This is a genomic window from Litorimonas cladophorae (assembly GCF_014652455.1).
GTDB lineage: Bacteria > Pseudomonadota > Alphaproteobacteria > Caulobacterales > Maricaulaceae > Litorimonas > Litorimonas cladophorae.
On the sequence record NZ_BMYV01000002.1, the window covers coordinates 280,653 to 305,297 of the forward strand.

At 51.8% G+C, this 24,645-nt stretch carries 17 protein-coding genes; 9 read left to right on the top strand and 8 right to left on the bottom strand.

Translation table 11 applies throughout. The features are described 5' to 3' along the window. Positions 1-20: 20 nt before the first annotated feature. Genes IE073_RS09145 through IE073_RS09170 form a run of 6 tightly spaced genes read left to right on the top strand, consistent with a single transcriptional unit; the run spans position 21 to position 7,730 of the window. Complete coding sequence (locus IE073_RS09145; RefSeq protein WP_189584638.1) at positions 21-3,500, top strand: mechanosensitive ion channel domain-containing protein; 3,480 nt, start codon at positions 21-23, stop codon at positions 3,498-3,500. Positions 3,501-3,509: 9 nt separating this feature from the next. Beyond that, the gene (locus IE073_RS09150) at positions 3,510-5,546 is read left to right on the top strand and encodes a TonB-dependent receptor (RefSeq protein WP_189584641.1); all 2,037 of its coding nucleotides are present in this window, start codon (positions 3,510-3,512) and stop codon (positions 5,544-5,546) included. Between the two features lie 14 nt (positions 5,547-5,560). Then, positions 5,561-6,625: a peptide chain release factor 1 gene (gene prfA / locus IE073_RS09155; RefSeq protein WP_189584644.1), complete on the top strand. Its 1,065-nt coding sequence runs from the start codon at positions 5,561-5,563 to the stop codon at positions 6,623-6,625. Further along, the gene (locus IE073_RS09160; protein ID WP_189584646.1) at positions 6,625-7,251 is read left to right on the top strand and encodes a DUF998 domain-containing protein; all 627 of its coding nucleotides are present in this window, start codon (positions 6,625-6,627) and stop codon (positions 7,249-7,251) included. The genes prfA and IE073_RS09160 overlap by 1 nt, the downstream gene beginning before the upstream one ends. Further along, positions 7,248-7,409, top strand: a complete 162-nt coding sequence (locus IE073_RS09165; protein ID WP_189584648.1) for a hypothetical protein — start codon at positions 7,248-7,250, stop codon at positions 7,407-7,409. The genes IE073_RS09160 and IE073_RS09165 overlap by 4 nt, the downstream gene beginning before the upstream one ends. Positions 7,410-7,418: 9 nt before the next feature. Beyond that, a complete protein-coding gene (locus IE073_RS09170; protein ID WP_189584651.1) occupies positions 7,419-7,730 on the top strand; it encodes a hypothetical protein in 312 nt (103 codons plus the stop codon). Between the two features lie 2 nt (positions 7,731-7,732). On the opposite strand, the gene IE073_RS09175 is transcribed toward IE073_RS09170, so the two are convergent. The 7 genes from IE073_RS09175 to IE073_RS09205 form a co-directional block, all read right to left on the bottom strand. Then, positions 7,733-8,020: a putative quinol monooxygenase gene (locus IE073_RS09175; RefSeq protein ID WP_189584654.1), complete on the bottom strand. Its 288-nt coding sequence runs from the start codon at positions 8,018-8,020 to the stop codon at positions 7,733-7,735. A 13-nt stretch (positions 8,021-8,033) separates the two neighbouring features. Next, positions 8,034-9,224, bottom strand: a complete 1,191-nt coding sequence (locus IE073_RS09180) for an aspartate aminotransferase family protein (RefSeq protein WP_189584657.1) — start codon at positions 9,222-9,224, stop codon at positions 8,034-8,036. A 111-nt stretch (positions 9,225-9,335) separates the two neighbouring features. After that, on the bottom strand, positions 9,336-10,241 hold the full coding sequence (locus tag IE073_RS09185) for a hypothetical protein (RefSeq protein ID WP_189584659.1): 906 nt from the start codon (positions 10,239-10,241) through the stop codon (positions 9,336-9,338). 531 nt (positions 10,242-10,772) lie between these two features. Further along, positions 10,773-11,630 (bottom strand): hypothetical protein, encoded by an 858-nt coding sequence (locus IE073_RS09190; RefSeq protein WP_189584661.1) that lies wholly within the window; start codon positions 11,628-11,630, stop codon positions 10,773-10,775. 223 nt (positions 11,631-11,853) lie between these two features. Next, on the bottom strand, positions 11,854-12,231 hold the full coding sequence (locus IE073_RS09195; protein WP_189584663.1) for a VOC family protein: 378 nt from the start codon (positions 12,229-12,231) through the stop codon (positions 11,854-11,856). A gap of 35 nt (positions 12,232-12,266) precedes the next feature. After that, a complete protein-coding gene (locus tag IE073_RS09200) occupies positions 12,267-13,115 on the bottom strand; it encodes an ABC transporter permease (protein WP_189584665.1) in 849 nt (282 codons plus the stop codon). Between the two features lie 9 nt (positions 13,116-13,124). After that, entirely contained in the window at positions 13,125-16,052 is a 2,928-nt protein-coding gene (locus IE073_RS09205; protein ID WP_189584667.1) for a DUF2135 domain-containing protein, read from the bottom strand. Between the two features lie 244 nt (positions 16,053-16,296). Between IE073_RS09205 and IE073_RS09210 the strand changes: the two genes are divergently transcribed. Beyond that, the gene (locus tag IE073_RS09210) at positions 16,297-16,863 is read left to right on the top strand and encodes a GcrA family cell cycle regulator (protein ID WP_189584669.1); all 567 of its coding nucleotides are present in this window, start codon (positions 16,297-16,299) and stop codon (positions 16,861-16,863) included. An 83-nt stretch (positions 16,864-16,946) separates the two neighbouring features. Here the strand turns inward: IE073_RS09210 and IE073_RS09215 are convergent, their stop codons facing one another. Further along, positions 16,947-18,491 (bottom strand): long-chain-fatty-acid--CoA ligase, encoded by a 1,545-nt coding sequence (locus IE073_RS09215; RefSeq protein ID WP_189584671.1) that lies wholly within the window; start codon positions 18,489-18,491, stop codon positions 16,947-16,949. 136 nt (positions 18,492-18,627) lie between these two features. On the opposite strand from IE073_RS09215, the gene IE073_RS09220 reads away from it, so the two are divergent. Beyond that, positions 18,628-20,475 carry an autotransporter assembly complex protein TamA gene (locus IE073_RS09220; RefSeq protein ID WP_189584673.1) on the top strand — a complete coding sequence of 616 codons (1,848 nt, stop codon included), beginning with the start codon at positions 18,628-18,630 and terminating at the stop codon, positions 20,473-20,475. Beyond that, positions 20,475-24,641 (top strand): translocation/assembly module TamB domain-containing protein, encoded by a 4,167-nt coding sequence (locus IE073_RS09225; protein WP_189584677.1) that lies wholly within the window; start codon positions 20,475-20,477, stop codon positions 24,639-24,641. Before IE073_RS09220 ends, IE073_RS09225 begins: the two co-directional genes overlap by 1 nt. Positions 24,642-24,645: the final 4 nt, after the last annotated feature.

Below are 24,645 nucleotides of genomic sequence, written 5' to 3' on the forward strand. Positions count from 1 at the left end.
CTTTCGCGTTCAACGCGCCTATGACTTTTTTACGGTTCACTTTCGTTTTTCTTCTTTGTGTCTTCACCTTTACAGTGGCGCAAGCTCAAGAACCCAATTCTGACGTTGCGCCAGACTTCACGGCGCAAACGTTAGAGGCTCGTATTAAAGCGTTGGATGGAAATGCTGACTTATCGGATGAGCAAAAAGATCAAATTCGAACCTCTTTGCAAGCGGCTGTTGACCGCCTTGCGGACGCAACCCGGCAATCTGAACGGCGTCTTCAATTTGTCACAGCGGTCGAAAATGCAGATGCGTTCCAAGCGGAATTAGATCTAGAGCTGAAGGCGGCGCAAGAGACTCTGGCCGCCGAGGCAAAGCCAATGGCCGAGATGATCGGCGATGATGCCCTTTTCGAATTAGAACAGGACCTCAATGCAAAACAGTCAGACTTAGGCGAAATCGAGACACGGCTGCAGGGGTTGCAGGATACGCTAAATGTATTGGCTGCTCGGCAGATAAATGCGCCAAAAGAACTCGCCGAGGCGCGCGTTGCCCTCAGCGATTTACAAACACGCTTAAACGCGTTGGGCGGCAGTGGTCTAGAAGATGTTTCTGACGCGCGTCGCATAGAAGCCCGAGCCCGTGTCTGGTACCGACGCAATCAGATCCGTGCGTTGGAGCAGGAAATAGAGACACTGCCGGAACGCCAGGAGTTACTTACCGCCCGTCGCGCAGTGGCAGATATTAGAGCTCAAATATTACGCAAAGACGTGGCGCGATTGAGTTCTCGCACGGGGCAAAAGCGCGTGAACGAAGCGCGGGCCTTACGCGATTCTATTGCGGCTGAGACGGCGGCGCTTGAAGATGGGCATCCATTGTTGGCAAGTTTTGCCAGCGATAATCTGGGCCTTGCTGATCAAATTGCTAAACTAGCATCGGGAGCCCCTGAAATCTCTCAGGCGACGGCCTCTGTGCGCGGACGTGTTGTCGAAGTGGAAAATGATCTCACCGCGGCAACGAGTCTCGTCAAACAAGGCCGATTGGACAGAGAAGCTGGTGCCATACTTCGTCGGTTAGGCAACCAGTTACAAACGCCTGATTCTATCCGTGTCGATATTAATTCGGCCCAAGACAAACAATCGGCTGCCGCGCGTCAACGGATAATTGCGCAAGAAGACCTTCGTGATTTGCCCGTTGGTCCCGTTGATTTTACCGCGGCTTTGACGTCGGCACGACGCGATGCCCCCAACGTTCCAGATTTGACCGAAGCCGAACAGGCGGCTCTTACGGATATTTTGAATACTCGCCGTTCTCTGTTGCAACAGATTTCCAAGCAATCAACAGCGCGGATCGGAGAGGTTGGAGATCTTCTAGTCGCGCAAGGCGCACTGTTAGAGAAAACGGAAAGCCTTCAGACATTGTTAGATGGAAACTTGCTCTGGGTTCGCTCAGTACCGTCCGTCGATTTTTCGTTCCCTCAAAAAGTTGGTCTAGGCGCGATAAAATTATTCTCTCCTAAAAACCTGTCGTTGGCACTCAGCGAACTGATTTTGATGTCGCGGTCGTTTGGCCTTGTTGTGTTCGGATTTCTGGTAATCATTGGTCTGATCGTTCGCCTCAGACCCCGGTTGCGCGCTGAGGTAGATCGTCGCGCGAAATTAGTTGGGCGGGTCAAACAAGATAGCGCATGGCATACGCCTGCGGTCATCGCGATTGGCATCATTAACTCATTGCCGCTGTCTTTGTTCTTCTTACTTCTTGGTTTGCTTTATGGGGCGTCTCCAAACCCAGATCGATTGATCGAGGGCTTAGCCGATGGTTTCCTCTACCTAAGCCTCTTCTCTTTGCTTTTTGGCGCATGGATACGTTGGGACAGAGAAAAGGGTCTATTCGACGCGCATTTCAAATTGTCGTCTGGATTGCGGCGGACCATCGGGGTGAATTTGCGGTGGTTCGTTCCCGTTATGGGAACCTTCTCGACACTTCTCGCGATTACGAAAGACTTGACCGATACGAATATTGCCGAAGGTTTTTCTGTCTTCGTGTTTATACTGACAGGTCTGTCCATAGTCGTGTTTTCGGCTCGCATCATCTGGGCAAAACTTGTCAAGGCTTCGGAATTTGGACGAGATGAATCAATTCTTTCGCGCTTCCGTGGCCCTATTGCCGCCGTCGTTATAGGCATGCCGCTTGTGACCATAGGGCTGGCATTTGCAGGCTATTATGAAAGCGCGAACCAGCTGAACATTCGGATGTTCTTGACGGGGGCTTTGGTGTTGCTGACCTATGTCATTTATGGCGCTATCCGTCGGGCGATCGTTGTGGCGCAACGCCAAATTAAATACCGTCAGGCATTAGAAAAACGCGAATCCGAACTTAAAGCGCGTCGTGAAAAAGAAGCCGCTGAGCAACGGGGCGAAGAGATGCCGCCACCGCCTGTCGATACGGCCGAAATCGATGTCACGACCATTACGCGGCAAACGTCAAAGCTCCTACAAACTGCGATATTACTAGCCTTCGCAGTCTTGCTTTGGATGATTTGGTCATCTCTTGTGCCCGCGCTGTCCATCTTTGATGGCTTTGAAGTTTGGTCTTATAAGACGGGTGAAATTGATATTGATAATAAACCTATCTCGGTGGCCGTGTCGCTCTGGGATGTTTTGCAATCGCTCGTGATCATTATATTGACATTCATCGCGGCGCGAAATCTCCCTGGGTTTTTGGAAATTTTTGTCCTGAACCGACTGGGTGTCGACCCCGGAACCCGTTATGCTGTGACAACCATCCTCGGCTACATCATCGTTGCGGCCGGCATTATCATCGGTTTTAATCAGTTGGGTCTGCAATGGTCGCAATTGCGATGGATTGCGACGGGACTATCTGTTGGCATCGGCTTTGGCTTGCAGAAGATTATTGCGAACTTCGTCTCGGGCCTCATCATCCTCTTTGAGCGTCCAATTCGTATTGGCGATTACGTTACAATTGGCGAGCAATCGGGCGTCGTATCCAAAATTCGAATTCGTGCGACGACGCTGAATGATCTCGACAATTTGGAAATCTTAATTCCAAACGAGGCGTTGATTTCCGAACGGGTTACGAATTGGACTTTGTCTAACTCTATCACGCGTCTTATCGTCCGCGTTGGGATCGCTTACGGGTCGGATACGGATCGTGCGCGTGACCTCATGCTTGAAACTGTAAGAGCCCAAGCCAAGGTCTTAGAAACCCCCGCGCCGCAAGTCCTGTTTATGGGCTTTGGCGATTCTTCTCTTGATTTTGAAATTCGCGTATATCTGCGCAATTTTGAAGATCGTGTTCCAATGCGCCATGCGCTTCATACGGAAATCAATAAGACGCTGGCTAAAGCTGGTATTTCGATTCCATTCCCACAGCGTGATTTGAATATTGTCAGTCAAGAAATTCCGCTGGAAATTTTGTCGCGAGCTCAGTCGAACGCCAATCCCAAATCAAGGGAAAAGCCATCGGCTGGTCCCAAGGGCTCGGAAGTCGAAAACTAGGTAGACCACATGAAACGTTTTTTACTTGTCAGCGTAGCCGCGTTGCTTTCGGCTGTGCCATTTAATGCATTCGCGACAATCTGCGTTGATAATGAGGAAGGCCAAGTTGAATGCTATGGCGGCTCTCCCAATCAAATGGATATTGTGGTCGCAAAAGGGGTTCAGCGTTTGGCTGAAGATCAGCCTGAAACGATCGATATTATTCTGCCGACCGCCCCAGAAGGCTTGACGCTTGCGCATCCCGCCGAAATTTTGAATACGGTTGCGAGCGTGAATATTCATCGCGGGTCGGGGCAAGAACATTTGACCGCTATTCGCTCGCCTGTCCTGACAGGCGGCGCCGGCGCAGGGAGTTTTCTTTACACATTAGATGGCGTGCCTTTGCGCGCTGCGGGCTTTGCAAATGTGAATGGCTTGCTCGAAGCGCCAACAGAGTTCGCAAACCGTATCGAGGTTTTCAAAGGCCCTGGTCCAGCGGATTATGGGTCCAATGCGGTCCACGGTTTGATTAACGTCGTTTTGGATGCCCCCCAGGCCAGTAATGATATTATTAGCCTGCAGGGTAGCAGCCGCGGCTTTTTGAACGCTACAGCTGTCACAACTCTTACTGATAATTTGCGTCTATCTGCTGACCTATCCCATGATAGCGGGTTTCGCGATGCCAGCGGATTTGATCAGCAGAAATTAGCGATCCAACACACTACGGATATCGGTGTGTGGAACATTTCAACGCTCATCGCACTGAATAACTTAAATCAGGAAACGGCTGGTTTTTTGCAAGGTGATGACGTCTATCTTGACCGAGACCTGATCGAAACTAACGCTAATCCCGAAGCTTTCCGCGACACGCAAGCCCTTCGTGGGCAGATTAAAGCGACGCGGGAAACGGACTTGGGAACATTGATCGTCCAGCCTTATGCGCGTCGTACCCAACAACGGTTTCTTCGCCATTTTGTCCCGGGTCAAGCTTTGGATAAAAACGGGCATACGTCATTCGGGGTCAAAACGGGTCTCTATGGTGATGGATGGAGCGCAGGTGTGGACGCCGAATACACCTCTGGCTTCCAATATGAATTTCAGGCCAACCCCTCTCGATTTAGTTTCGTGCAAGGTCTTCATTTTGACTATGACGTGAAAGCAGTCGTTCTAGCAGGCTTTGCGACAAAAGATTTCGTGTTGAGTGACAGGGCAACGCTGCATTTGGGAGCACGCGGCGAGTACACGTCCTATGATTATGATAATCAGGCCAATGCGGGTGTCTCGGGACGTTTTATTCGGGCGGCGGATCGCACCGATGATTTCTTCACCCTCACGCCAAAATTTGGCCTGACCTATGCTCTCGATGATGTCACGCTGTTCGCTCGCGCCGCGCGGGGATCTCGTGCGCCCCAAACGTCTGATCTCTACTCTGCGCAGCAGAACCAAGTTCCGGGGCAGGCCGATGTTGAAACGCTGGATAGTGTGGAGGCGGGCCTGCGGGGCGACCTGTCAGACCGCGTAAGTTTTGAATTTACGGGGTTTCAGATGTGGAAAGACAACTTCTTCTTCCGCAATGCAAACGGCTTTAACGTGGTCAATGGAAAAACACGACATGCAGGCGTTGAGGCCAATTTAAACGTGGCCCTTGGCAGCGGTTTTTCTCTTGAGGGCGCAGGTACACTCGCTCGCCATACATATGACTTCACTGAAACCGTGGGCAGCGCAGCCAATAATATTACCGAAGGTGATCGTGTAGACAGCGCGCCTGACACTTTAGGAAATCTGGTGTTGCGCTATGCGGGATCTGAATTCGGCGCTTACCTGCGGTGGACCCATGTCGGTGAGTATTTTACGAACCCTGGCAACACCAACATATATGCGGGACATGATATTTTCACGGCAGGCGGTCACGTCGACGTGACGGATGCCATTACGGTCTCGTTACGGGTCGATAATCTGTTTGATACGCGTTATGCGGACCGCGCTGATTTCGCCTTTGGCAATGAGCGTTTCTTCCCAGGACGGCCTCGAACGCTGTTTGCGGGTTTGACGCTCTCGCTAGATTAACCTAGGTCGCGCACATGAATATTCCTGACATAAAACTTGCACAGGTCGTTGACCGCTTTGACCAGATCACGGCCCGCATGGGCGCGACCAGCGATACCGATGAAATTGTCCAATTGGGCAAAGACTATGCTGAGCTTCGTCCTGTTGCCGAGGGCGTTAAAAAGCTGATGGATGTCCGCGCTGAAATGGCAGACCTCGAAGCCATGTTGGACGATCCAGAAATGGGACCAATGGCCAAAGAGGAAATCCAGAATCTTAAAGAGTCTTTGCCTGCACTTGAGAAGGAAGTGTCTCTTCTGCTCTTGCCAAAGGACAAGGATGACAACGCGTCTATCGTGCTCGAAATTCGCGCAGGTACGGGTGGCGATGAGGCCGCAATTTTTGCAGGTGATTTGTTTGCCATGTATTCCCGTTATGCGAGCCTGCAGGGGTGGAAAGTCGAAATCGAGAATGAGAACGAAGCCGATATGGGCGGTTATAAGGAAATCGTCGCGTCAATCTCGGGCGCTGGTGCTTACGGCATGATGAAATTTGAGTCTGGTGTTCACCGTGTCCAACGCGTGCCTGTGACCGAAACCCAAGGCCGCATTCACACGTCTGCGGCGACTGTTGCAGTTCTGCCGGAGCCTGAAGACATTGATATTGGTTTTTCAATGGGTGACGTGCGTGTAGATACGATGCGGGCATCGGGTGCGGGCGGACAGCATGTTAACAAGACCGACTCTGCCGTGCGTATGACCCATGTCCCGACGGGTGTGGTCGTCGTCTGTGATGCAAAATCCCAGCATATGAACCGCGCCAATGCGGAGCGCCTGCTGAAAATGAAACTCTATGATATGGAGAAGCAGCGCGTGGATGCGGACCGAGCGGAAGAGCGCGCGGGCCAAATTGGTAGCGGCGATCGATCGGAACGTATTCGGACCTATAACTATCCGCAGGGCCGTGTGACCGATCATCGTATTAATCTGACCCTTTATAATCTTGACAAAATCGTCGCGGGAGACGCGCTGTCTGATATTGTGAACGCGCTCATTTCAGAGGATCAGGCCTCACGACTTGCGCAAATGGAAGCTGGCTAGTGGCAACGAAGCCTCCGATTTGGGCAGGTTTGGGCGTCATATATTTAATTCTTTCGGGCATTATCTTACCGGAAGTTTTAGGGTTTTTTCGCGCAGGATATTCGCCCGTTTCAAATTATTTGAGCGAGTTGGGCGCGGTCGGAACGTCCACCCATACCTTGGCCACTTATTTCGGGTTTCTACCTGTCGCTCTGGCCTGTCTCGTAGTTTTGAAATTTTTGTGGCAGGCTTTGGGCCGAACGTCACTTATCTCTACGGCTCTAGTTTTGATCGGAATTGGCATTCCTGTTGGCTATCTCGGCGCGGTGTTCTTTCCCTGTGATTTAGGTTGCCCCGTTGAGGGGAGTGCACGGCAAGCCATGCATAACCTGTTTGGACTTTTTGCTTATCCATTAGGGTCGCTGGGTTTGATCCTCCTCGGATCGTCCCTACCGCATCGTAAGTTGAAAGCGATCACAATTTTTGCGGGTGCTGCGATGGCGCTTGGGTTCGTCATGATGTTATCACCCGAACAGTCTGACTGGCGCGGAGCCTGGCAACGCCTGGGTGATTATTCTGCTTTTATCGCTCTGGCCATATTGGTATTTACCGTCCCTAAATTGACGCCAATCGTAAGTAAGCCATGACATCTGCGCGCAAACAAAAACTTCTGCTCTATTTGGTTTTGATGATCGTTTTAGTAGCGGGTGCATCGTTCCAGCATTTTTATTCGAATGCTAAAGTTGACCGCTGTTTAGACGCGGGTGGCAGCTATGACTTCGATGCCAAAGTCTGCGTGATCTAAATGTATTGCGTGTCTTACCGTTTCGAACTGCTCTCAAATAATTCCGAGACTCGTCGTCAATTCATCGACGTCTGGTCTGGGTTCACCGCGTTCTTTCGCGATGAATGTGGGGCGCTGGGATCTCGCCTGCATTATGGAGAAGACGGCGCCTTTTATGCTTATGCGCAATGGCCCTCTCATGGGGTGATGGAAGCGGCGCAAGACGTTACGCCCTCGCAAAACTTTTTGAAGCTTCGGTTGAAATGGGCGGAATTGTGCGGCCCCAGTGAAGTTCTGTGGCAGGGCGAAACCATGGCAGACCTTCTTTTGCCTGCACAATAAGCCTACCCTAATTTCTCCATTTCATACATTTTGAAGGACGCGACCATGCCTTTGGTTGCCGCGCCAAACGCCTTGATATGGTCACTGGCCATGTGAGTATTCAGTGCGTCTTTGCTGACCCAAGACTCATGGAACATGAAATGATTTTCGTCGGCATGATCGACATGTAGCTCATAAAAATGACAGCCTGCTTCCGCGCGCGTGGGCGGAAGCAGTTTCTCGAGTTCAGCTTTAAGAGCGTCACGCTGTTCTGGCACTGCATGAATATGGGCATTGATGATCAGTGTCATAACAGCCGACGTCCTAAGCTTTATTTTTCACGTCGGTGAGGGCTTTGCGCAGAGCCTCAATCGCCTCGCGGACATGGTCCTCGGTGATGATCAGCGGTGGCGCCATGCGCAGCACATTGTCGCCGGCTGTCCCGACCAACAACCCGTGTTCCATAGCTTTCATACGCACATCGACGTTCGGCACTTTCAGCTTCAGCCCCATCAAAAGGCCTTTACCGCGTAGCTCTTCGATCATGTCTGGGAACTCATCCTTCAGACCTTCGAATTGTTGCTTCAGGAAGTTTGAAACCTGAATCACATTTTCCATGAAGCCGTCTTCTTCCATCAGGTCGAGCGCCGCGTGACCCACGGCCATTGCCATGGGGCCGCCGCCATAGGTCGACCCATGCGTGCCGGGAACCATATATTGTGCGGCTTCGGCGCTGGCGATACAGGCGCCCAGAGGATAACCGCCGCCCATGCCTTTGGCGGCGGCCATAATGTCGGGATGCCCCCCTTCAACCCATTGATGGGCGAAGAGCTTGCCCGTGCGACCCGCGCCGCATTGGACTTCATCATAGATCAGCATCAAGCCATGTTCGTCACACATTGCGCGTAATCCGCGTAGGCATTCAGGCGGTAGCGGACGCAGGCCGCCTTCACCCTGAACTGGCTCAACAAGAATCGCCGCCGTTGTGTCGGAGATCGCGGCTTTCAGGGCTTCATGATCGCCAAATTCCAGATTGATAAATCCGGGAATGGCAGGACCAAAGCCCTCCATATATTTCGGGTTTCCGCCTGCGGTGACGGTGGACATAGTGCGTCCGTGGAACGCGCCGCTGAAGGTAATAATGTCGACACGTTCGGGATGGCCGCTGTCATATTGATAGCGACGCGCCGTTTTCATCGCGCACTCGACGGCCTCCGCGCCAGAATTGGTGAAGAAGATTTTGTCGGCCCACTCCAACTGATCGCAATACCGCTTGGCCAGTTCGGCTTGGCCGGGGTTTTTGAACATGTTGGATAAATGCCAAAGGTTGGCAGCTTGGCTGGTTAGGGCTTCGACAAGTTTCGGATGCGCGTGGCCAAATCCAGCCACGGCGATACCCGCGATAAAGTCGAGATATTTGTCGCCCTCTTTGGTGTAAAGATAGGGGCCTTCACCACGCACAAATTCCTGCGCAGGTGGACGATAGCAATCATAGATGTTGTTGTTGGCAGCCATTTGAACTGTCCTTGGAGTCGAGACGATCCGATGGTCTGCGCAAAGCATCAACACATCGGGTAGAGCGCTAACATATGAGGGTTCGCGCAGGTGGCAATAGGAATTTAAGATTTATGGTGAGGGGAAAGGATATCCATCCCAGTCCAATCTTTTTGGACTGTTTCGCAAAAGTATCGCGCTCGAGACGCCTCCGCATTCTATAACAGATTCGGAGAGAGCCATGATAGTGCCTTCGGCGGCAAAAAAGAGTGGGGTGTTAAGCCAAATGACGCTTGTTTCAGAAAGGTATTCTTTGGGGCTATGTGCGAGGAGCGTATACGCTATGCCTGTATCCAGTTGAGATGGAAAAACAGCGAGGTGAAGATCACCGCGTTTATCGAGAAGTGTGAAGCACCCTTGAGTCATTTGTCCCCTGATGAAGAGAATTTCGGAGTTTGCATCGCTGGCCCTATGGTGAAAACTTGTAACGGGTCCAAAGTATTTAGATATTGATGCTTGGGATGTCGGGTAACACGCGAGTTCGCCGCTGTCGTAATAGAGGTTAGCTCCGAAGTCTGTTTTTGCAGAAACAAGAAGCGCGTCGTTTTCGGTTTTGATAAAAACCTGTTCGCTTTTTCCAAATATCGTACCGTGAACACCATTAAATGATCCCCAGCTTCCACCCCAACTGGGCTCATCATAATAAATGAAGGTCCTGAGATTTGTTGATGTTTTCATACTTTTCAGATGGGCGGGCGCGTCAGTGAGTTCTGGGTCAAATCTCTCGATTTCGCAGAGCGTCTTTGTGTTTTCTCCTGTATATGTTTCTTTTTCAGAATAAGGCCGATGATAGGTCGATAGTAGAATTTGCCCATCAATCATTTGTATAGATGAAGGTGGAGGCGTCGTCGTAATACCCGCAGTATAGTTCACTTTTTTTGATGGGTCGAAACTATAACGCGGTTGAATGGCCACCAAGACCATTGCGATGAGTGCGAGGCCGAGGAGTGAGAAAGAGAAAATACGAAAATATTTCATATTGGAACGCCTCTCTTTGCCTCCCATCAATTTGCGACTTATAGTTTAAATGTAGCAACGAATGAAAATATAACAAGCGTTTGCGCTCACAGCTCATCGAGTAGCTGTCGAGATGCGATGCCTAAGAAATAGGACTGCCCGCAGGATCAGCACTCACGACGGAGTACCGAAGTAGAAAAATGTTTTACGCAAGTGATAATCCTGCGGCGGTGCTCTCAGATGGCGGCCGGAATTTATTTCCTGTCGTTCCAGACAGTTCAACTCACACCATCAGGCTCCCCTGTGCAGACGTTACCCCGCACAAATAAGCACACCGTCCTCCAGACCAGCAAGTAACGTCTCACCTGTCCTACGTCCGGAAGAACCATTTAAACATACGGGTAAAATCGGGAGCGGGGATCGGTCTCTTGGAAATAGATTTACGGCCTTGGAAAACAATAAAATTATTTTTCCGAAATCAAGGATCAACTTTCGAGATCCTCCCATCCATCCCGCCAATTCGGCGAGACGGTAATTTAATCAGAAAGAGACCTACTCCGCAGGGGCGAAGCCACATTGGCGTTGTTCCATTGCAATTTGCTTGGTTAAGCGCACCGCGTTTTGGGCGTAGGCTTCTGTGACTGAGCCTGAATTCACCACTTTACCCCGTAGGGTGCTGACGTCTTCGCAAAGATGGAAGACGAGTTTTGAGTCTGATTTGGTCGCGCCATCTTTCGGCGCAATCCAATAGACGACGTCGAGGCCGTTTGGATTGGCGTCGCTCTTCGTGGCTTCGGCAACGGCTTCCGTGTCATCAACAATCTCTTGCGCTTGCGCGGCGACGGCAGGCGAACAGGCGGTGGTTGGAACCTTGGCTTTGATCTGCGCGGCGCATTCATTCATGTCCTGCGAATATTGCTCCGTCGACGGTGGGTCGAGGCTCACGCCGAACATCGCCGCGATGACCAACAGGGCCGCGCCCACGCCGCCCGCGATTTTCTTGTTCTTCGGATCCATGTCTTTGTCCATGAAGATCAAGGCGAGCAGTGGAACAAAAGCGATGAGGGTGATGATGACACCCAATTGGTTCTGGACGAAAAATTTGACCTTATCGGTCTTGCTGGCCGGGTCATGTTTATTGGCCGCTTTCCAAAGCAAGCTACCCGCGATGGCGAAGACGGCGATGACGACTAAGAGTGCGATCAGCAGAACCAAATTGCCAGAATCGAAGGTATTCTTCAGGAGCAAAACAATCGCGGCAATTTCTGTACCGATCGCGACGATCCAAGAGCCCGAGGCAAAAAGGCGGAGTTTCTTGGCTTTGGATTTTTGGTCTTGCGACGCGTGCCAGGCATTTGTGATGTCAGCGTCTGGCGCAGGACTGTCTGCGTCTGTTTTCTTATCGGTCATGATGTTTCCCCTTAATCGATATGCACTCTCCTACGCCCCTAGCACATGGCAGGAGAAATGCGAGAGAGCGCCTTTAAGGAGAATTATCATTAACCTAAGCTGAAAGGGCGCATTGTCGTGTTAAAGATATAAAAAACACCCCCGAAGATGTTCGGGAGTGGTGTTGCTTCGGAAATCTGAAAGATCAGCCAATAGTAAAGGGAATTCGAATTGGCCCCGACCTCTAGCCGCGACACATCGCGCAGATTTTATTGCCAGATGGGTCCTGCAGATAGGCGAGATAAAGGCGCATGCCATTGCCTTCGCGCCATCCTGGAGCGTCTTCAATGGCTGTTCCACCGGCTGCAACGCCGGCTTTGTGGAACGCGTCTGCATCTTCTGGGGTGGCGGCCGCAAATCCGATTGTCCCGCCATTTGCCCCGCAGGCCTCTTGACCATTAATGGGCTTCGTCAGCATGAAAATACTGTCGTCATGAATGTATATTGCGCGGCCTTTTGGGTCGACCATACTGGCGCGGACGCCCAGAGCCCCAAGGGCTGCGTCGTAAAACGTCTTGGAGGCGGCGACATCATTCGCCCCGATCATGAGATGACTAAACATATTAAATCCTTTCCAATTCTATCTTCTAATTCTCATTAGCTCTTAATGCGCCAACCGCGTTTCAACACGGATAAGACCGCGATGAAGAGTGCAATGTTGATAACGGCCGTCAAGCCAACGCCGATCATGACATTGCCATCGGCCTCGCCCAAGAAGCCGTAGCGGAACCCATCGATAAGATAGAAGAGCGGATTGCACAGGCTGATCTTTTGAAAAATCGGTGGCAGGATTTCGATCTTATAAAATGTGCCTGATAGATAGGAGAGGGGCAGGATGATAAATTGGTTTACCACGGCGAGCTGGTCAAATTTCTCGGCCCAAATGCCAGAGAGAACACCAATCATGCCAAGCATGACCGCAGCGCTGACCCCGAAATAGAGCACGGCCCAAAGTTGGGCGGGCCAAAGTGGTGTGAAGAAGACTGAGATGGCAATGGCGGTGACAACGGCGACTAAGATCCCGCGCGTGGCCGCTCCACCAATATAGCCGAGCGCGAGTTCGATATAGGACAGCGGCGTCATCAACACATCATTGATCGACCCCATCATCTTGCCCGTCATAATCGACGAGGACGAATTGGCCGACGCATTGTTCAAAATGCCAAGCATCACCAGACCCGGCGCAAGGAAGACAATAAAACTATCCGTCGCGGCGCCTTCGCCAATCCCACGGGTCTGGGCAAAGGCAAGGACGAATACGGTCATGAACAAGAGATTTGAAATGATCGGCGCAAGAATTGTCTGCGGGGCAACCTTCATAAAGCGTCGCACTTCTTTAATGTAAAGCGTGCGCAGCCCCATCCAATTCAGAAGGCCATAGGTCCGCCGCTGTGGCGCGGCCGCATCCAGAGCGAGTGAAGGATTAGATGTAGGTTCAGTAGTCATATCGCGGCCTTATTCCGACTCTGGCTCCGCCGCAATGGCTGGGGCCGCTTTCGGACCTACTTGGATTTCCCCTAACACATAGGCGTCTTCTTTTTTTTCCAGCATTTCTATAATGACGGTCTCAAAGCTTTCGGTCTTGCGCCCGAAATTTCGCCACAAACGGGCGCGTAGTTTCAGCGCGCCATCTTCGGCATAATCATCCTGCGCATAGTAATCGGACTCAACGCGATACAACCCATCTGGGGCGCGGCGGATCATATATTCTTCGGGGCCATACCCTTCCGTCATGTCATTGCTAACACGGCCACCACGTTCGGTGGCGGGATTGCTGTAATAGGCTTCTTCCTCGTCCTCTGCGCCGACGCGTTCGATAACATGAATATCAAGATCAGCATCATCAGCCGTCCAATCAATCAACACGCGAATATCAACGGGGAGGTTTTGGTAATAGGCTTTGTCCAACCCGAGGGCTTTTTCGAATTTTCGACGTTTGCGTTTGGGCAGACGCGCTAAGGTTCGGTTGAGATCTTGCAGCGCGATCAGGTGGATGCCCTCATAATCATCTTCCCAGGGGGAATTGATGACGTGGACGAGATGCTCGAACGCCTCGCCATAGAGGGCATCCCGTTCAGGCCCTGTGGCTTTGTCGCCGGCTTGGATCAGCGCGAGGGCGAGATTGTAAAAGGGCTGGGGTCGATCTTGTGAGGCAGGAAGCACATCGCGGTAAAGGGCAATCGCGTCCGGGGTGCGTCCAAACATCAGTAAGCGATCCGCTACATTTGTGCGGGTGATGAGGGTCGCGTTGTCTAATTCCAAAGCTGTTGCCGCCATGCGAGCAGCGCGGTCGGATTGCCCCTTGCGGTGCAGTCGGTCTGCGATCTCTAGATAGAAAGATGGGCGATCCCCATAGTCTCGACGTTGTTGCCGGTAAGCGGTTTCAAAAGCCGCGCCGTCTAGGTTTGCGAGTGCAGTCAAATAAGGTCTATCAGGTGACCACGGGCGGGATGTGACGCTTATTTCGGCGGGTAAGGAGCCGGCAGGATTAATTCTGCGCGAACCCGTCACAATGATTTCTTCATCGCTAACACGGCTCCCCGTTGTTACAATGACGTCGAGCTCCACGTCCAATTGATCCTCCGCAGGGCGGACGATAGATGGTGGCGGTGGTGATTGAACAACCTCGCCCTCAACAGGCGCAACGCTATATTCAACCGCGACCTGCGGAGGACTCAGTTTTGCCCAATCCCCATTCCACCACGCAACCTGTTCATCCCATAGCTCGCGCAGGTCATCAAAGTGCTCCGCGCGCGCCTCAGCCTCTTCTGCGCGACTTTCGGCGAGGGCTTCTTTGTAATTGACCATCTGTTCAGCAGGAAAGCTGTCAGGAGGATCAATCTTGGCGTCTAAATAATCACTTACCTCTTCCAGCACCAGAAAGGCGGTTTCCTGGGTTTGAACATGCCAGCGTCTAGATGTCTTCACGAGGGCGTCAAAGGCTTGCGGTCCCTGCGTCCGCAATTCGGCGAGTCGACGCTGAGCCCATATGGACCCCGCGGCGGCATGATCACGGGTTTCTAGATCTCGTAATTTTATCGTTTTTGTTTCTGAGGTAAAGACGACATCAATTGTCTTCGAAGTCTTCTCGACTGGCAGTATGAGCCATTGGCGTTGACCTGCTTTGAAGATTTCGCCCACTTGCCCGAAAGCCAATTGTGGGCTGCCGCCATTGCTGATACGTCGAGCCGCCTCAGACGCGCCCAAGTTAGACAGGTTTGCTCCACCGTTTTTGGCGGCGAAAATTGCAAGCCAATCTGCATTGGGATTTTCTTGGGCGGAAAAGGTGAACGCGCGGCACGGCAGGTTCGGAACAACCCCTGCGCCGAGTGTCGATTTTCCGTCTGTGACCACGATGCAGATATCTGATGCCGTCAGGTTTTCCGCGTTTAGAAGTTTGGCGAGGTTGGTTGCCCCGTCATAATTCAATCGTTTAATGGCCGCGTTCAGGTCCGATGCGCTTGCATAAGGCGCTGCAAAATCGACCTGATCCGCGCCATGAACTAAGCTTTGAGTCTTTGGTGACAGGCGGGCCAAGACATCGCTGACAAAGCGTTGTTCGGTGACGAGAGTGTTGGCGTCGCGTGACAAAGAGGTGTCCCAAATAATTGCAACAGAATTTATCTTGACAGCGGGAGCCGATTTTTGCGTGTCCAAAGGCAGGGTCAAAAATTTCTGTCCTGCATGAGTTGTTAAACTTCCTGCGCTTGGGGCGGCAGGTATATAAATGTCGCCTGAGAGCGTGACGTTCTCAGCAGCCGCTCCCTCTGTGGGAGAGCGCGCCATTTCAGCGCCGTCACCGGAAATTTCAATTCTGACCCGCTCGGTGATTTGAGTTTGGGTGAGCGGAAGGCGCAAACCTGACGTTGGCACGGGCGCAGCAAAATCTAAACGAATGCTGCGTCGTCCCCCATCTGCTGCAATAGGATAGATGCGCGTACGATAGCGGTTGTCTGCTGTGCGGGCCGCAATGCCCGGGTCAATCGATTGCGTCACCCGATCCGTGTAAAGCGCTTCAGCGCGCTCTTTTGGCATCAGCACGCCATCAACCAAATTCCCCTCAATATCTAAAGCGTACCCATTGATGACGGCGCCTTCTGGAAGAGGGTAGGCAAAGCTCGCTTCTACGTCGTCACTGGTTTCATTTCGTAGGGTCGCCCAAAGTGAGACTTGCGCTACCCCGGCGTGTACATCCACGGCGACGCGTAATTCTTCCAAGACTAGAGAGTTTGATGATGCGCCGGCTTCAAATGCGCCAAGCTCTGTATCGCTACGCAACGAAATATCTGGTGCGTTCTCTACAGGTGTGTTCTGTGCGCCCGCTCGCCCCGCTCCGAAACAGAGGAACAGAAAAGCGAAGAGCCAAATACAACGTGATATCATGTTGCCTTCTTATGCAACTGTCTGTGGAGCGGCAAGCGAGTACCCGATTTTGAACTTCTCCACAGCAAATCGAATCACTTTGCTGCATTTGCTGTGGAGAACCTGACACTTCATCTTGTGGGAAGAAATGCGCGGCTTACGATATGTGGTGTGGGAAGCGAGAGTTAGCTTCCGTCGAAAAATAGCATTGGATTGGCGTTTCCATCGGGATTGCGCCACCCCACAGAGATAAAAAGGTGACATTATGGCTTGGACTGAAGATCGCGTTGCGACGCTTACGAAACTTTGGGCCGACGGTTTGTCAGCGTCCCAAATCGCAAAACAACTGGGTGGCGTGACCCGCAATGCCGTCATCGGTAAAGTCCATCGCCTAGGCCTTTCTGGTCGTGCGAAGCCTTCTTCACCAGCGCGCAAAGCTGCAGCGGTCAAGACAGCGGCGGCGCGTGGGGCGCGACCCGCGGCGACCGCCACGCCAAAGGCAAAGCCTAAAACTGTGCGTGCGCCATCTGCGCCACGTACGCCCCGTACAATCGCTGTGGCGCCGACTCCGCCACCACCACCTATTGATGCAAAGCTCATGGCGAATGGCGAATACGCCACTATCCTGACGATCACGGACCACATGTGTAAATTCCCAATTGGTGACCCGGGGCAAGATAACTTCCGTTTCTGTGGTCGTAAGACAGACCCAGAGGAGCCATATTGCGTCGCTCACAGTCGTGTGGCGTATCAGCCGTCACGTCGTCGCGGTGCCAGCTCTAATACAAAAGCTCTTGGCCCTCAGCCAACAAGCCGTAAGCGTATACTCTGAACTTAATTTGAGATTTAATTAAAAAGCCCGCCTTCGAAGTCAAACTTGGAAGCGGGCTTTTTTTGTTTCAGATTTAGATGACCTTATTCAGGCGCATGCACATCGGCATATCTTTCGCGCAGCGCGCGTTTCAGAATTTTGCCAGAGGCATTGCGCGGAATAATATCGGTAAAGCGCACAGCGCGAATACATTTGAAGCCTGCCAATTTGGCTTTGGTCAATGCGATCAGCTCGTCTTCTGTGACGTCGCTGCCCGGGGTTTTGACGACAACAGCCATAGCGCTTTCTCCCCATTTTGCGCTCGGGATGCCAATAACGGCGACATCGGCAACGCCCGCATGTGTATGCAACACGTTTTCGATCTCGGCTGGATAGACGTTTTCACCGCCCGAAATTAGCATATCCTTCAATCGCTCAACGATTGTGACGAAGCCATCGGCATCTGCCACACCGACATCGCCAGAATGTAGCCAGCCATCAATTAAAGTTTCCGCAGTGGCTTCGGGACGGTTCCAATAGCCGACCATATTGTTCGGCGCGCGCATACAAACTTCGCCCGACACGCCCGGTGGGCATTCATTTCCTTCGGGATCGGTGATGCGGATATCCGTATAGAAATATCCTTTGCCCGTGGACCCAGGTCGCGCGGCGGCATCTTCGCCTAAGATCAAACACCCAGGTCCGCAAGTTTCAGTCATGCCGTAAACCTGATTGATTGAAATGCCCATTTTCGCGAAATCTTCGATCATCGACACTGGTACAGGCGCCGCGCCTGAAACCATAGAACGCATAGACGATGGGTCATGTTTTGCGGGGTCAAAGACGGCTTTCATCGCTTGCAGCATGGCGGGGACAAGAAGCGTATTTGTCGCCTTCTCTTGCTGGATGATTTCCCAACTTTTGAGAGGGTCGAAGCTACGGGTAATTACTAAACGCGCTGCAGAATAAATACTTTGGAAGGCTGGGGTTAAGGCTCCGACATGGAAAAGTGGTAGAGACAGCAAGGTTGTTTCGTCAATGCCAGTTTCATTCGTCGCCATCATATTCGTGATCGCGGCAAAGACTGTATTATGACTATGCATGACGCCTTTGGGCAGTCCTGTTGTCCCTGACGTGTACATGATGAAAAGCAAATCATCGTTCCCGCCTTTGATTTCCGGTTCTGTTTCGGGGTTGTTTGCTGTGAGTGCCGTAAAGTCTGTAGAAAAATCAAGTTGGACACCGCCGAGTTGGACATAGCGTGTCAGGTCAGTCTTATACCCTCGCGATTTGATTTCAGCGACTTGGTCCGAAAATTCGGGGCCAAAAACAAGAGTGGTGCTGCCGCTGTCCTTAAGGATGAATTCCAGCTCATCGGAGGTCAGTCGCCAATTAAGCGGCACCAGCGTTGCTCCCAACTTTGCAACGGCGAAGAATGTCTCGACGAATTCGGAGCAATTCATCAGTAATATGCCTACGCGATCGCCGGCGATGACGCCCATATCGCGAAGCCCATTTGCCAAACGATTGGTGCGCGCATTTATGTCACTATAGGTAAATCGGCGACCACTATCGGTTTCGACCAGTGCCTCTCGGTTCGGCATACGGCGTGTGCGGCGGGTGAGGGTCTCTCCGATATTTATCTGCATCTGGGAATGTCCTTGGTGTGATGTCTTCACTTGTTTATGTTCAGAGTTATGTCAGGTGATTTCAAAGCTGTATAGCGGGAACCAAGCTCGGTCCGGACCGTTGTTATAGTCATAATTAAGGTCGCGATCAAAACTCATGAGACAAAATTTACGTGAAATGCTCGGCGCGTATATCCTTGGCCCCGTCGCGGTCATGGCGTTGATGTCCGTACCAGTGCTGGCGGCGGAACCGATTGTTCTCATTGAAACAAATATGAAAGCTGATGAGGAAGACCTCCTTCGTTCGGTATTGGGCGAAGTCGAGGCCCCTGCACGCAGCCTCGCGCAAGCCCGTCGTCGGGTCGAAAAAGCCGCTGAGTCGGCCCGTACGGTTTTGCGCAGTTTGGGTTATTATGATGCTGTAATTGAAGCCGAAGTCGTCGAGACGAAAACAGGGCCCGCGTCGAATGATGGCGTAGCGGTTCGGCGTCCACCCCAAGCTATCCTGCGGATCACATCAGGGGAGCGTTTTAAATTTGGCGATGTTGATGTGCGCTTTACGAATTCTGCGCCAGACATCGACGGTGAACTGAATTCAATTATTGGATTTGAAAGTGGCGTGTTTGCCGATTCAGCAAAAGTGGTTGCCGCCGAAATTCGTCTTGTAAAATATCTTCAATCTAAAGGGTATCCAGAAGCGAAAGCCCAGCCCAGAGCTGTGGTGGTTGACCACGCCACTCGACAAATGAATGTGACATATAACATTTTCACGGGCCGCCGAACTCGCTTTGGCGATATTAAACAAACGGGCACAGCCTATTTACGTGAGAGCTGGCCCAAGATGATTTCGCCTTTTGAGCGGGGCGATTTGTACTCTGCGGGTGAAATTAATCGTTTGGCGGCCCGTGTCATTGGGACTGGCGTTTTTGATGCCACAACCGCAACACTGTCAGATGATTTCGTCGAGAATGCTGACGGTACAGTCACGCGCGACGTTATTTTAGATGTTGAACAAGGCGCGATTAATACAGTTTCTGGCGAAATTGGAGTGTCGACGTCGGACGGCTCGGGGGTGGATTTGGTTTATGAGCGTCGAAACTTCATCGGTTTTGCACAGACGTTAAAGTTAAATGCGACCGCTAGAACGAATGAGATCAGTGCGGGGCTAAGCTACAACATTCCCTATGCATGGCGCGAGGACCGGGAACTGGATCTTTCCGCAGATATTGCGCGTTTAGACACTCAAGCTCTGGACGGAGATCGGGCACGCGCGAATGCTTTGGTCACGCAGAAAATGTCTTCAAAATTCAGAGTTGGTCTCGGCGTTGGTCTAGAGGCTTCGCGTTTCGATCAAAACGGTGAAGAGGTTACAGCGTATTTGGTCGACGGCCTAGGTCGCGCTGTTTATGATACGCGAGATAATGTGTTGAACCCCGTCAAAGGGGTCAATCTTGAGGCTAAGGTGATGCCTACCTATAACTTCGGCGAAGAAGATGGATCGTTCGCGACGCTAAGCATAGGTGGATCTACCTATCGTCGGGTCTCGGATAAATTTGTTTTGGCCGGGCGTTTATCAGGCGGAACGATCATCTCGGATGATTTCGCAACTGTGCCTCAAAACCGCCGATTCTATGCCGGTGGCGGCGGGTCCGTGCGTGGGTATGAATATCAATCCGTTTCCCCGCTTCGAGATTCAATTTCACTTAATGACGCAGGAGAAACTGTGATCAGTGAGGAACGCATTGGCGGGCGCACTTTACTCGAAGGTAGCGCGGAAGTGCGATACAAAGGTGATGGTCCGATCGGGTATGTCGGCTTTGTCGATGCAGGTTCAGTGTCCCGAAGTTATGACCCAAGTTTTGATGATATTCGCGTTGGGGCAGGCGTTGGCGTTCGCTACTATACAAATTTTGCCCCTTTGCGCGCAGATATTGCGATCCCGTTGAACCCGCGTAGTGGGGATGCCGATTTCCAATTGTATATCTCTATTGGGCAGGCGTTTTAGTGTCCGAAACTACAGTCGAACCTAGTAAGCGACCAAGTTGGCGTCGTCGCATATTCATCGCAATTGGTTTGATTGTAGTTGGACTCGCTTTGCTCGGATTCGGCACAAGATGGTGGATCACGACGGATGGCGGCGCACGTTTTATCGAAGCGCAAATTGAGAGCCGTAGCTTTGGTCCCCTTCAAAGAATCGAAATCGAGGCTCTCTCTGGCGATCCTCTGTCTGACTTTACCGTCGGAGAGATCAAATTATACGATGCAGCGGGGCATTTTGCGACTTTAAAAGATCTAGGAATGGTTTGGTCGCCATGGGCGTTGCCCAAACGCCATCTTCACATTCAACGCTTTGACCTCAAAGAATTAGATTTGTCCCGCCGCCCAGATTTGGCAACTGATGGCACGAATAAAGAACCCAGTAAGCCCTTCACAGCACAGATTGATAAGGCCGACATTGCCGCTCTTGTTCTAAGGGAGCCTGTTATTGGGCAATCCGCAGTACTTAAAGTGTCTGGTGGCGGGCAGCTTATTGAGAATGGCACAGTATCTGCGAAGCTAGACATCATCCGTACAGATGCTGCCGGAGATAAAATTTCCCTTGATTTTAAACGAGCGACAAGTGGCGATTTGGACGGAACTTTTGCCCTAATGGGCGTGCCGAATGGCACAGTTGCAACGTTACTTCGCGCGCCCGAAAACAGCGGCGTAACGGGCGAGGGCAGAATACAAGGCACGTCCAATGCAGGCGAAGGGCAAGCGATCATTGCCTTTGGTGAGACAGACGCAGTTGATGCGACAGTAACTTGGCAAGCGGCACAGGCAGAGTTGAAAGCCCGTTTAAACACCAGCGGCTGGCCCGCATTTGACTCCGCACACCAAGCTATCGGAAATAATCTCGACATTTCCGTACAAATAGATCGCCAGCAAACCTCTCGTCCATTTAAAGCGTCAGCGTCCGCCGAGAATTTAGAGGCCAATATTTCCGGCGAGTTGGGCGCCGAGTTGGGTCTACCCAAACAGGTCGCATTCAAAATTCAAACCGCGCAACTCGGGGCAATTTTACCCCTGCCCGCTGAATATAAATTGGGTCAAGGTCGCGCGGAAGGTACGTTTGTTTTTGGCGATGAACGCTCCGCCAATGCAATGATTGATGTAAACAATGTGGTTTCGCCCTATGGCACGCTGGCTAATTTGTCAGGTCCGATCTCGATTTCACAAATCGGCGGCTCTTACCAATTCGAGACGAAATTGAGCGCGGAAAAGCCTGTGACGACGATGACCTCTTTGCCATTTGATCTGGGTCCAAAGGCGACTGTAACTGCCAAAGGTTTGGCAAACTTGACCACGCGCCGCCTTACAAACCTTGATGCGACCCTCAAATCGGGTGGGAACCAAACGACTGCAAAAGGAAGTTTAACTTTAAATGGTCAAACTTTGGATGTGTCTGGACAGGCAAATTTAAATTTAAATTCTATCGGCGCCTTGCCACAGGGCGCGGTTGAGACCCGATATCGTCTCCGCAAATCAAAAAATTCAGATTTAGCCGTGTCCGCCAATGGCATCTTTACCGCTAAGTCTGCCTTTTCGGCGCCCCTGGCTGGGATCTTAGAGGACGTCGTCGCATATGATATAAAAATGGTGCCAATTTCGGGTGGTGTTCGAATTCAGGAGGGACTGATCGAGAGTGGCGGGCTCCGATTGGCGATTGCGGGTCGGGTAACAGATACTTTGGATATCGAAAGTGAGATTGCGCTCACCCGCCGTGTCGAGATTTCTGCTTTGAAAATTGAAGCCCCGAGTCAATTTTCGGCCACCCTCACAGGTCCGCGAAATGATCCAAACCTACGATTAGATGGGTCATTACAATCCGCCACTTTGGCCGACCAAACTTTCGCTGACCTGCGTCTCCGCACAGAACTCACAGATTTGATCACAGCGCCAAAAGGACCAGTGCGTTTAACCGCTGATACGTCCTACGGGCTACTAGATCTGGAAGGCCGCTTAACCTCCACGGATGCGGGCTACGCGTTCAGCGATCTAAATGTTGCGCTGGCAAAGGTGACCGCACAGGGCGACCTGTCTTTGGATCGACAGAATATTGCGACAGGACGTTTGACGCTTGATCTTCCGCAGGATGGAGACCGTTTTGCTCGCGCCTTCGTTGAACTCGACAATATGGCTGGTGAGCAGGGCATCAAACTGCGTGCTGAAGCGAAAAACGTCGCCTATGAGACATTTGCTTTTAAATCCGTATCCGCAAATGTCGCAGGCACATTAGCCGCATTATCGGGTGAGGTTTTTGTAGACGGACGGCGGACAGACAGCGCGCTGACACGTGAGTTCGGGTTCGAGACCCCCCTTCAACTTACCCGATCGACTGATGCGGGCTATCTTTTAACTTTTAGTCCAGAAGCGGATTATGGCCGATATAAAATCGGGCATAGTGAGCCTTTGACGATAGAGTATAACGCAGGCCAAATATCAATTGCGGCGCCTTTGACATTGAATGGGACGCCCGTATCTGTGAACTACATGCGGGATGAAACCTCGGAAAGTTTCCGCATCCGCGCACGAAATTTATCGATGGGCCTTCTGCCATTGCCAGGCCGATTGAGTGAATCAAAAGGACAATTATCTATCAATCTAAATGCGCGACAATCGGACGTTGCGGAGCTATCTGGGCAGGCTGTTGTAAATGTTTCAGATTGGCGTGGGCTTGCCGTGGACGCGGGCAATGGGTTCACCACGACCGCTACGCTTGATTTACGAGCCAGAGACGTGATCTGGCGCCTCGAAAATGCGCAAAAGGCTCCATTCATATTGTCAGGTGAAGGGCAGGTGCCCCTAATAACCGGAGGTCGTTTAACCGCGCTGCGACCGGACATGGGGCGAGCGTTGATTGGGAAGCTGACATTATCTGGGTCAGCCAAGCCAATATTGGGCCTTTTGACCGTTAAAGATGCGGAACCCGATGGGACGCTGAATGCTAAACTTGATATATCAGGCACGTTAGCCGCCCCCCAAGTCGAAGGGCAAATTAGCGGAACGGCCCTCCGTTTGGAGGTCCCCGAATTGGGCACACAGTTCCGAGACGGCCGATTCAAAGCTGACTTTACCAATGATACAATTGCGGTCAGTGACGTTTATATTCGAGATTCAAAGGACGGAACCCTTGAGGGTGCTGGGCAGTTCAAACTTGGTGAATTTGGGCGCCCTTTGGGCCGCCTAGATGTGAAGGCGAAAAGCTTTCGAGGTCTGGATCGAAAAGACCTTGAAGGGAGCGTTTCTGGCACACTCTTTTTCAAGAGTGAGGCCAAAACTTCGACCTTGGGCGGGGACGTGGTGATTAAGCGCGCCGAACTGAAACAATTTGTTCAAGGTCGTGCAACGGTCGTTCAGATCGAGGTAGAGGAAATCAATGGCCAAATGGAAGATATTGAGGTTGAAGCCCGCGCGCCGGCAGTGCCTATTTACCTCGATTTACGGATTAGGGCGCCACGCCGTATTTTCGTCCGTACGCGCGGTTTAGATGTTGAGTTGGAAACGGATATTAAATTGACCGCGACGCTCGCGGAACCTCTTTTGAGTGGCACAGCCAGTATTGTGCGTGGCGGGTATAAGATCGCTGGGAAAACACTGGATTTTACCGAAGGCACGGTCACATTTAACGGCGCGCTTCCAGAAGCTAAAGTCGATTTGCAAGCCGAGACAGACACGCAAAACATCAACGCCTTTATTAGCATCACGGGTACGGTTGGCGCCCCAGAAATCACCTTGAGCTCCAAACCTGAGCGGCCTCAGGATGAAATATTGTCGGCCTTATTGTTTGGGCGATCCATGACAGAACTGTCTACTATTGAAGCCGCTCAACTTGCGGGGGCTTTGGCGCAGTTCTCGGGCAAAGGAGGTGGATTTGACTTGATGGGTGGCCTCCGCGACGCGCTGGGTGTTGGCCAATTGTCCATCGGTGTTGGCGAAGACGGCCAAGCCTTAATTTCGGGCGGGCGTTATTTGGCAAAAGATGTGTACCTGCAAGTCTTCCGAGGCGCAGGCCCCGAATCGACAGGCGCTGTTATTGATTGGGAAATCCGAAAAAACATCTATCTTCGGTCCAAAGTTCAGGCCGACAGCTCACAAAGCTTGGCGCTTAAGTTCAAGAAGGACTTCTAGCGCC

Bases quoted from the DNA above. Each gene is read 5' to 3' on its own strand.
- IE073_RS09145 (WP_189584638.1), top strand. From the start codon at position 21: ATGACTTTTTTACGGTTCACTTTCGTTTTTCTTCTTTGTGTCTTCACC.
- IE073_RS09150 (WP_189584641.1), top strand. From the start codon at position 3,510: ATGAAACGTTTTTTACTTGTCAGCGTAGCCGCGTTGCTTTCGGCTGTG.
- prfA (WP_189584644.1), top strand. From the start codon at position 5,561: ATGAATATTCCTGACATAAAACTTGCACAGGTCGTTGACCGCTTTGAC.
- IE073_RS09165 (WP_189584648.1), top strand. From the start codon at position 7,248: ATGACATCTGCGCGCAAACAAAAACTTCTGCTCTATTTGGTTTTGATG.
- IE073_RS09175 (WP_189584654.1), bottom strand. From the start codon at position 8,020: ATGACACTGATCATCAATGCCCATATTCATGCAGTGCCAGAACAGCGT.
- IE073_RS09180 (WP_189584657.1), bottom strand. From the start codon at position 9,224: ATGGCTGCCAACAACAACATCTATGATTGCTATCGTCCACCTGCGCAG.
- IE073_RS09185 (WP_189584659.1), bottom strand. From the start codon at position 10,241: ATGAAATATTTTCGTATTTTCTCTTTCTCACTCCTCGGCCTCGCACTC.
- IE073_RS09190 (WP_189584661.1), bottom strand. From the start codon at position 11,630: ATGACCGATAAGAAAACAGACGCAGACAGTCCTGCGCCAGACGCTGAC.
- IE073_RS09195 (WP_189584663.1), bottom strand. From the start codon at position 12,231: ATGTTTAGTCATCTCATGATCGGGGCGAATGATGTCGCCGCCTCCAAG.
- IE073_RS09200 (WP_189584665.1), bottom strand. From the start codon at position 13,115: ATGACTACTGAACCTACATCTAATCCTTCACTCGCTCTGGATGCGGCC.
- IE073_RS09205 (WP_189584667.1), bottom strand. From the start codon at position 16,052: ATGATATCACGTTGTATTTGGCTCTTCGCTTTTCTGTTCCTCTGTTTC.
- IE073_RS09210 (WP_189584669.1), top strand. From the start codon at position 16,297: ATGGCTTGGACTGAAGATCGCGTTGCGACGCTTACGAAACTTTGGGCC.
- IE073_RS09215 (WP_189584671.1), bottom strand. From the start codon at position 18,491: ATGCAGATAAATATCGGAGAGACCCTCACCCGCCGCACACGCCGTATG.
- IE073_RS09220 (WP_189584673.1), top strand. From the start codon at position 18,628: ATGAGACAAAATTTACGTGAAATGCTCGGCGCGTATATCCTTGGCCCC.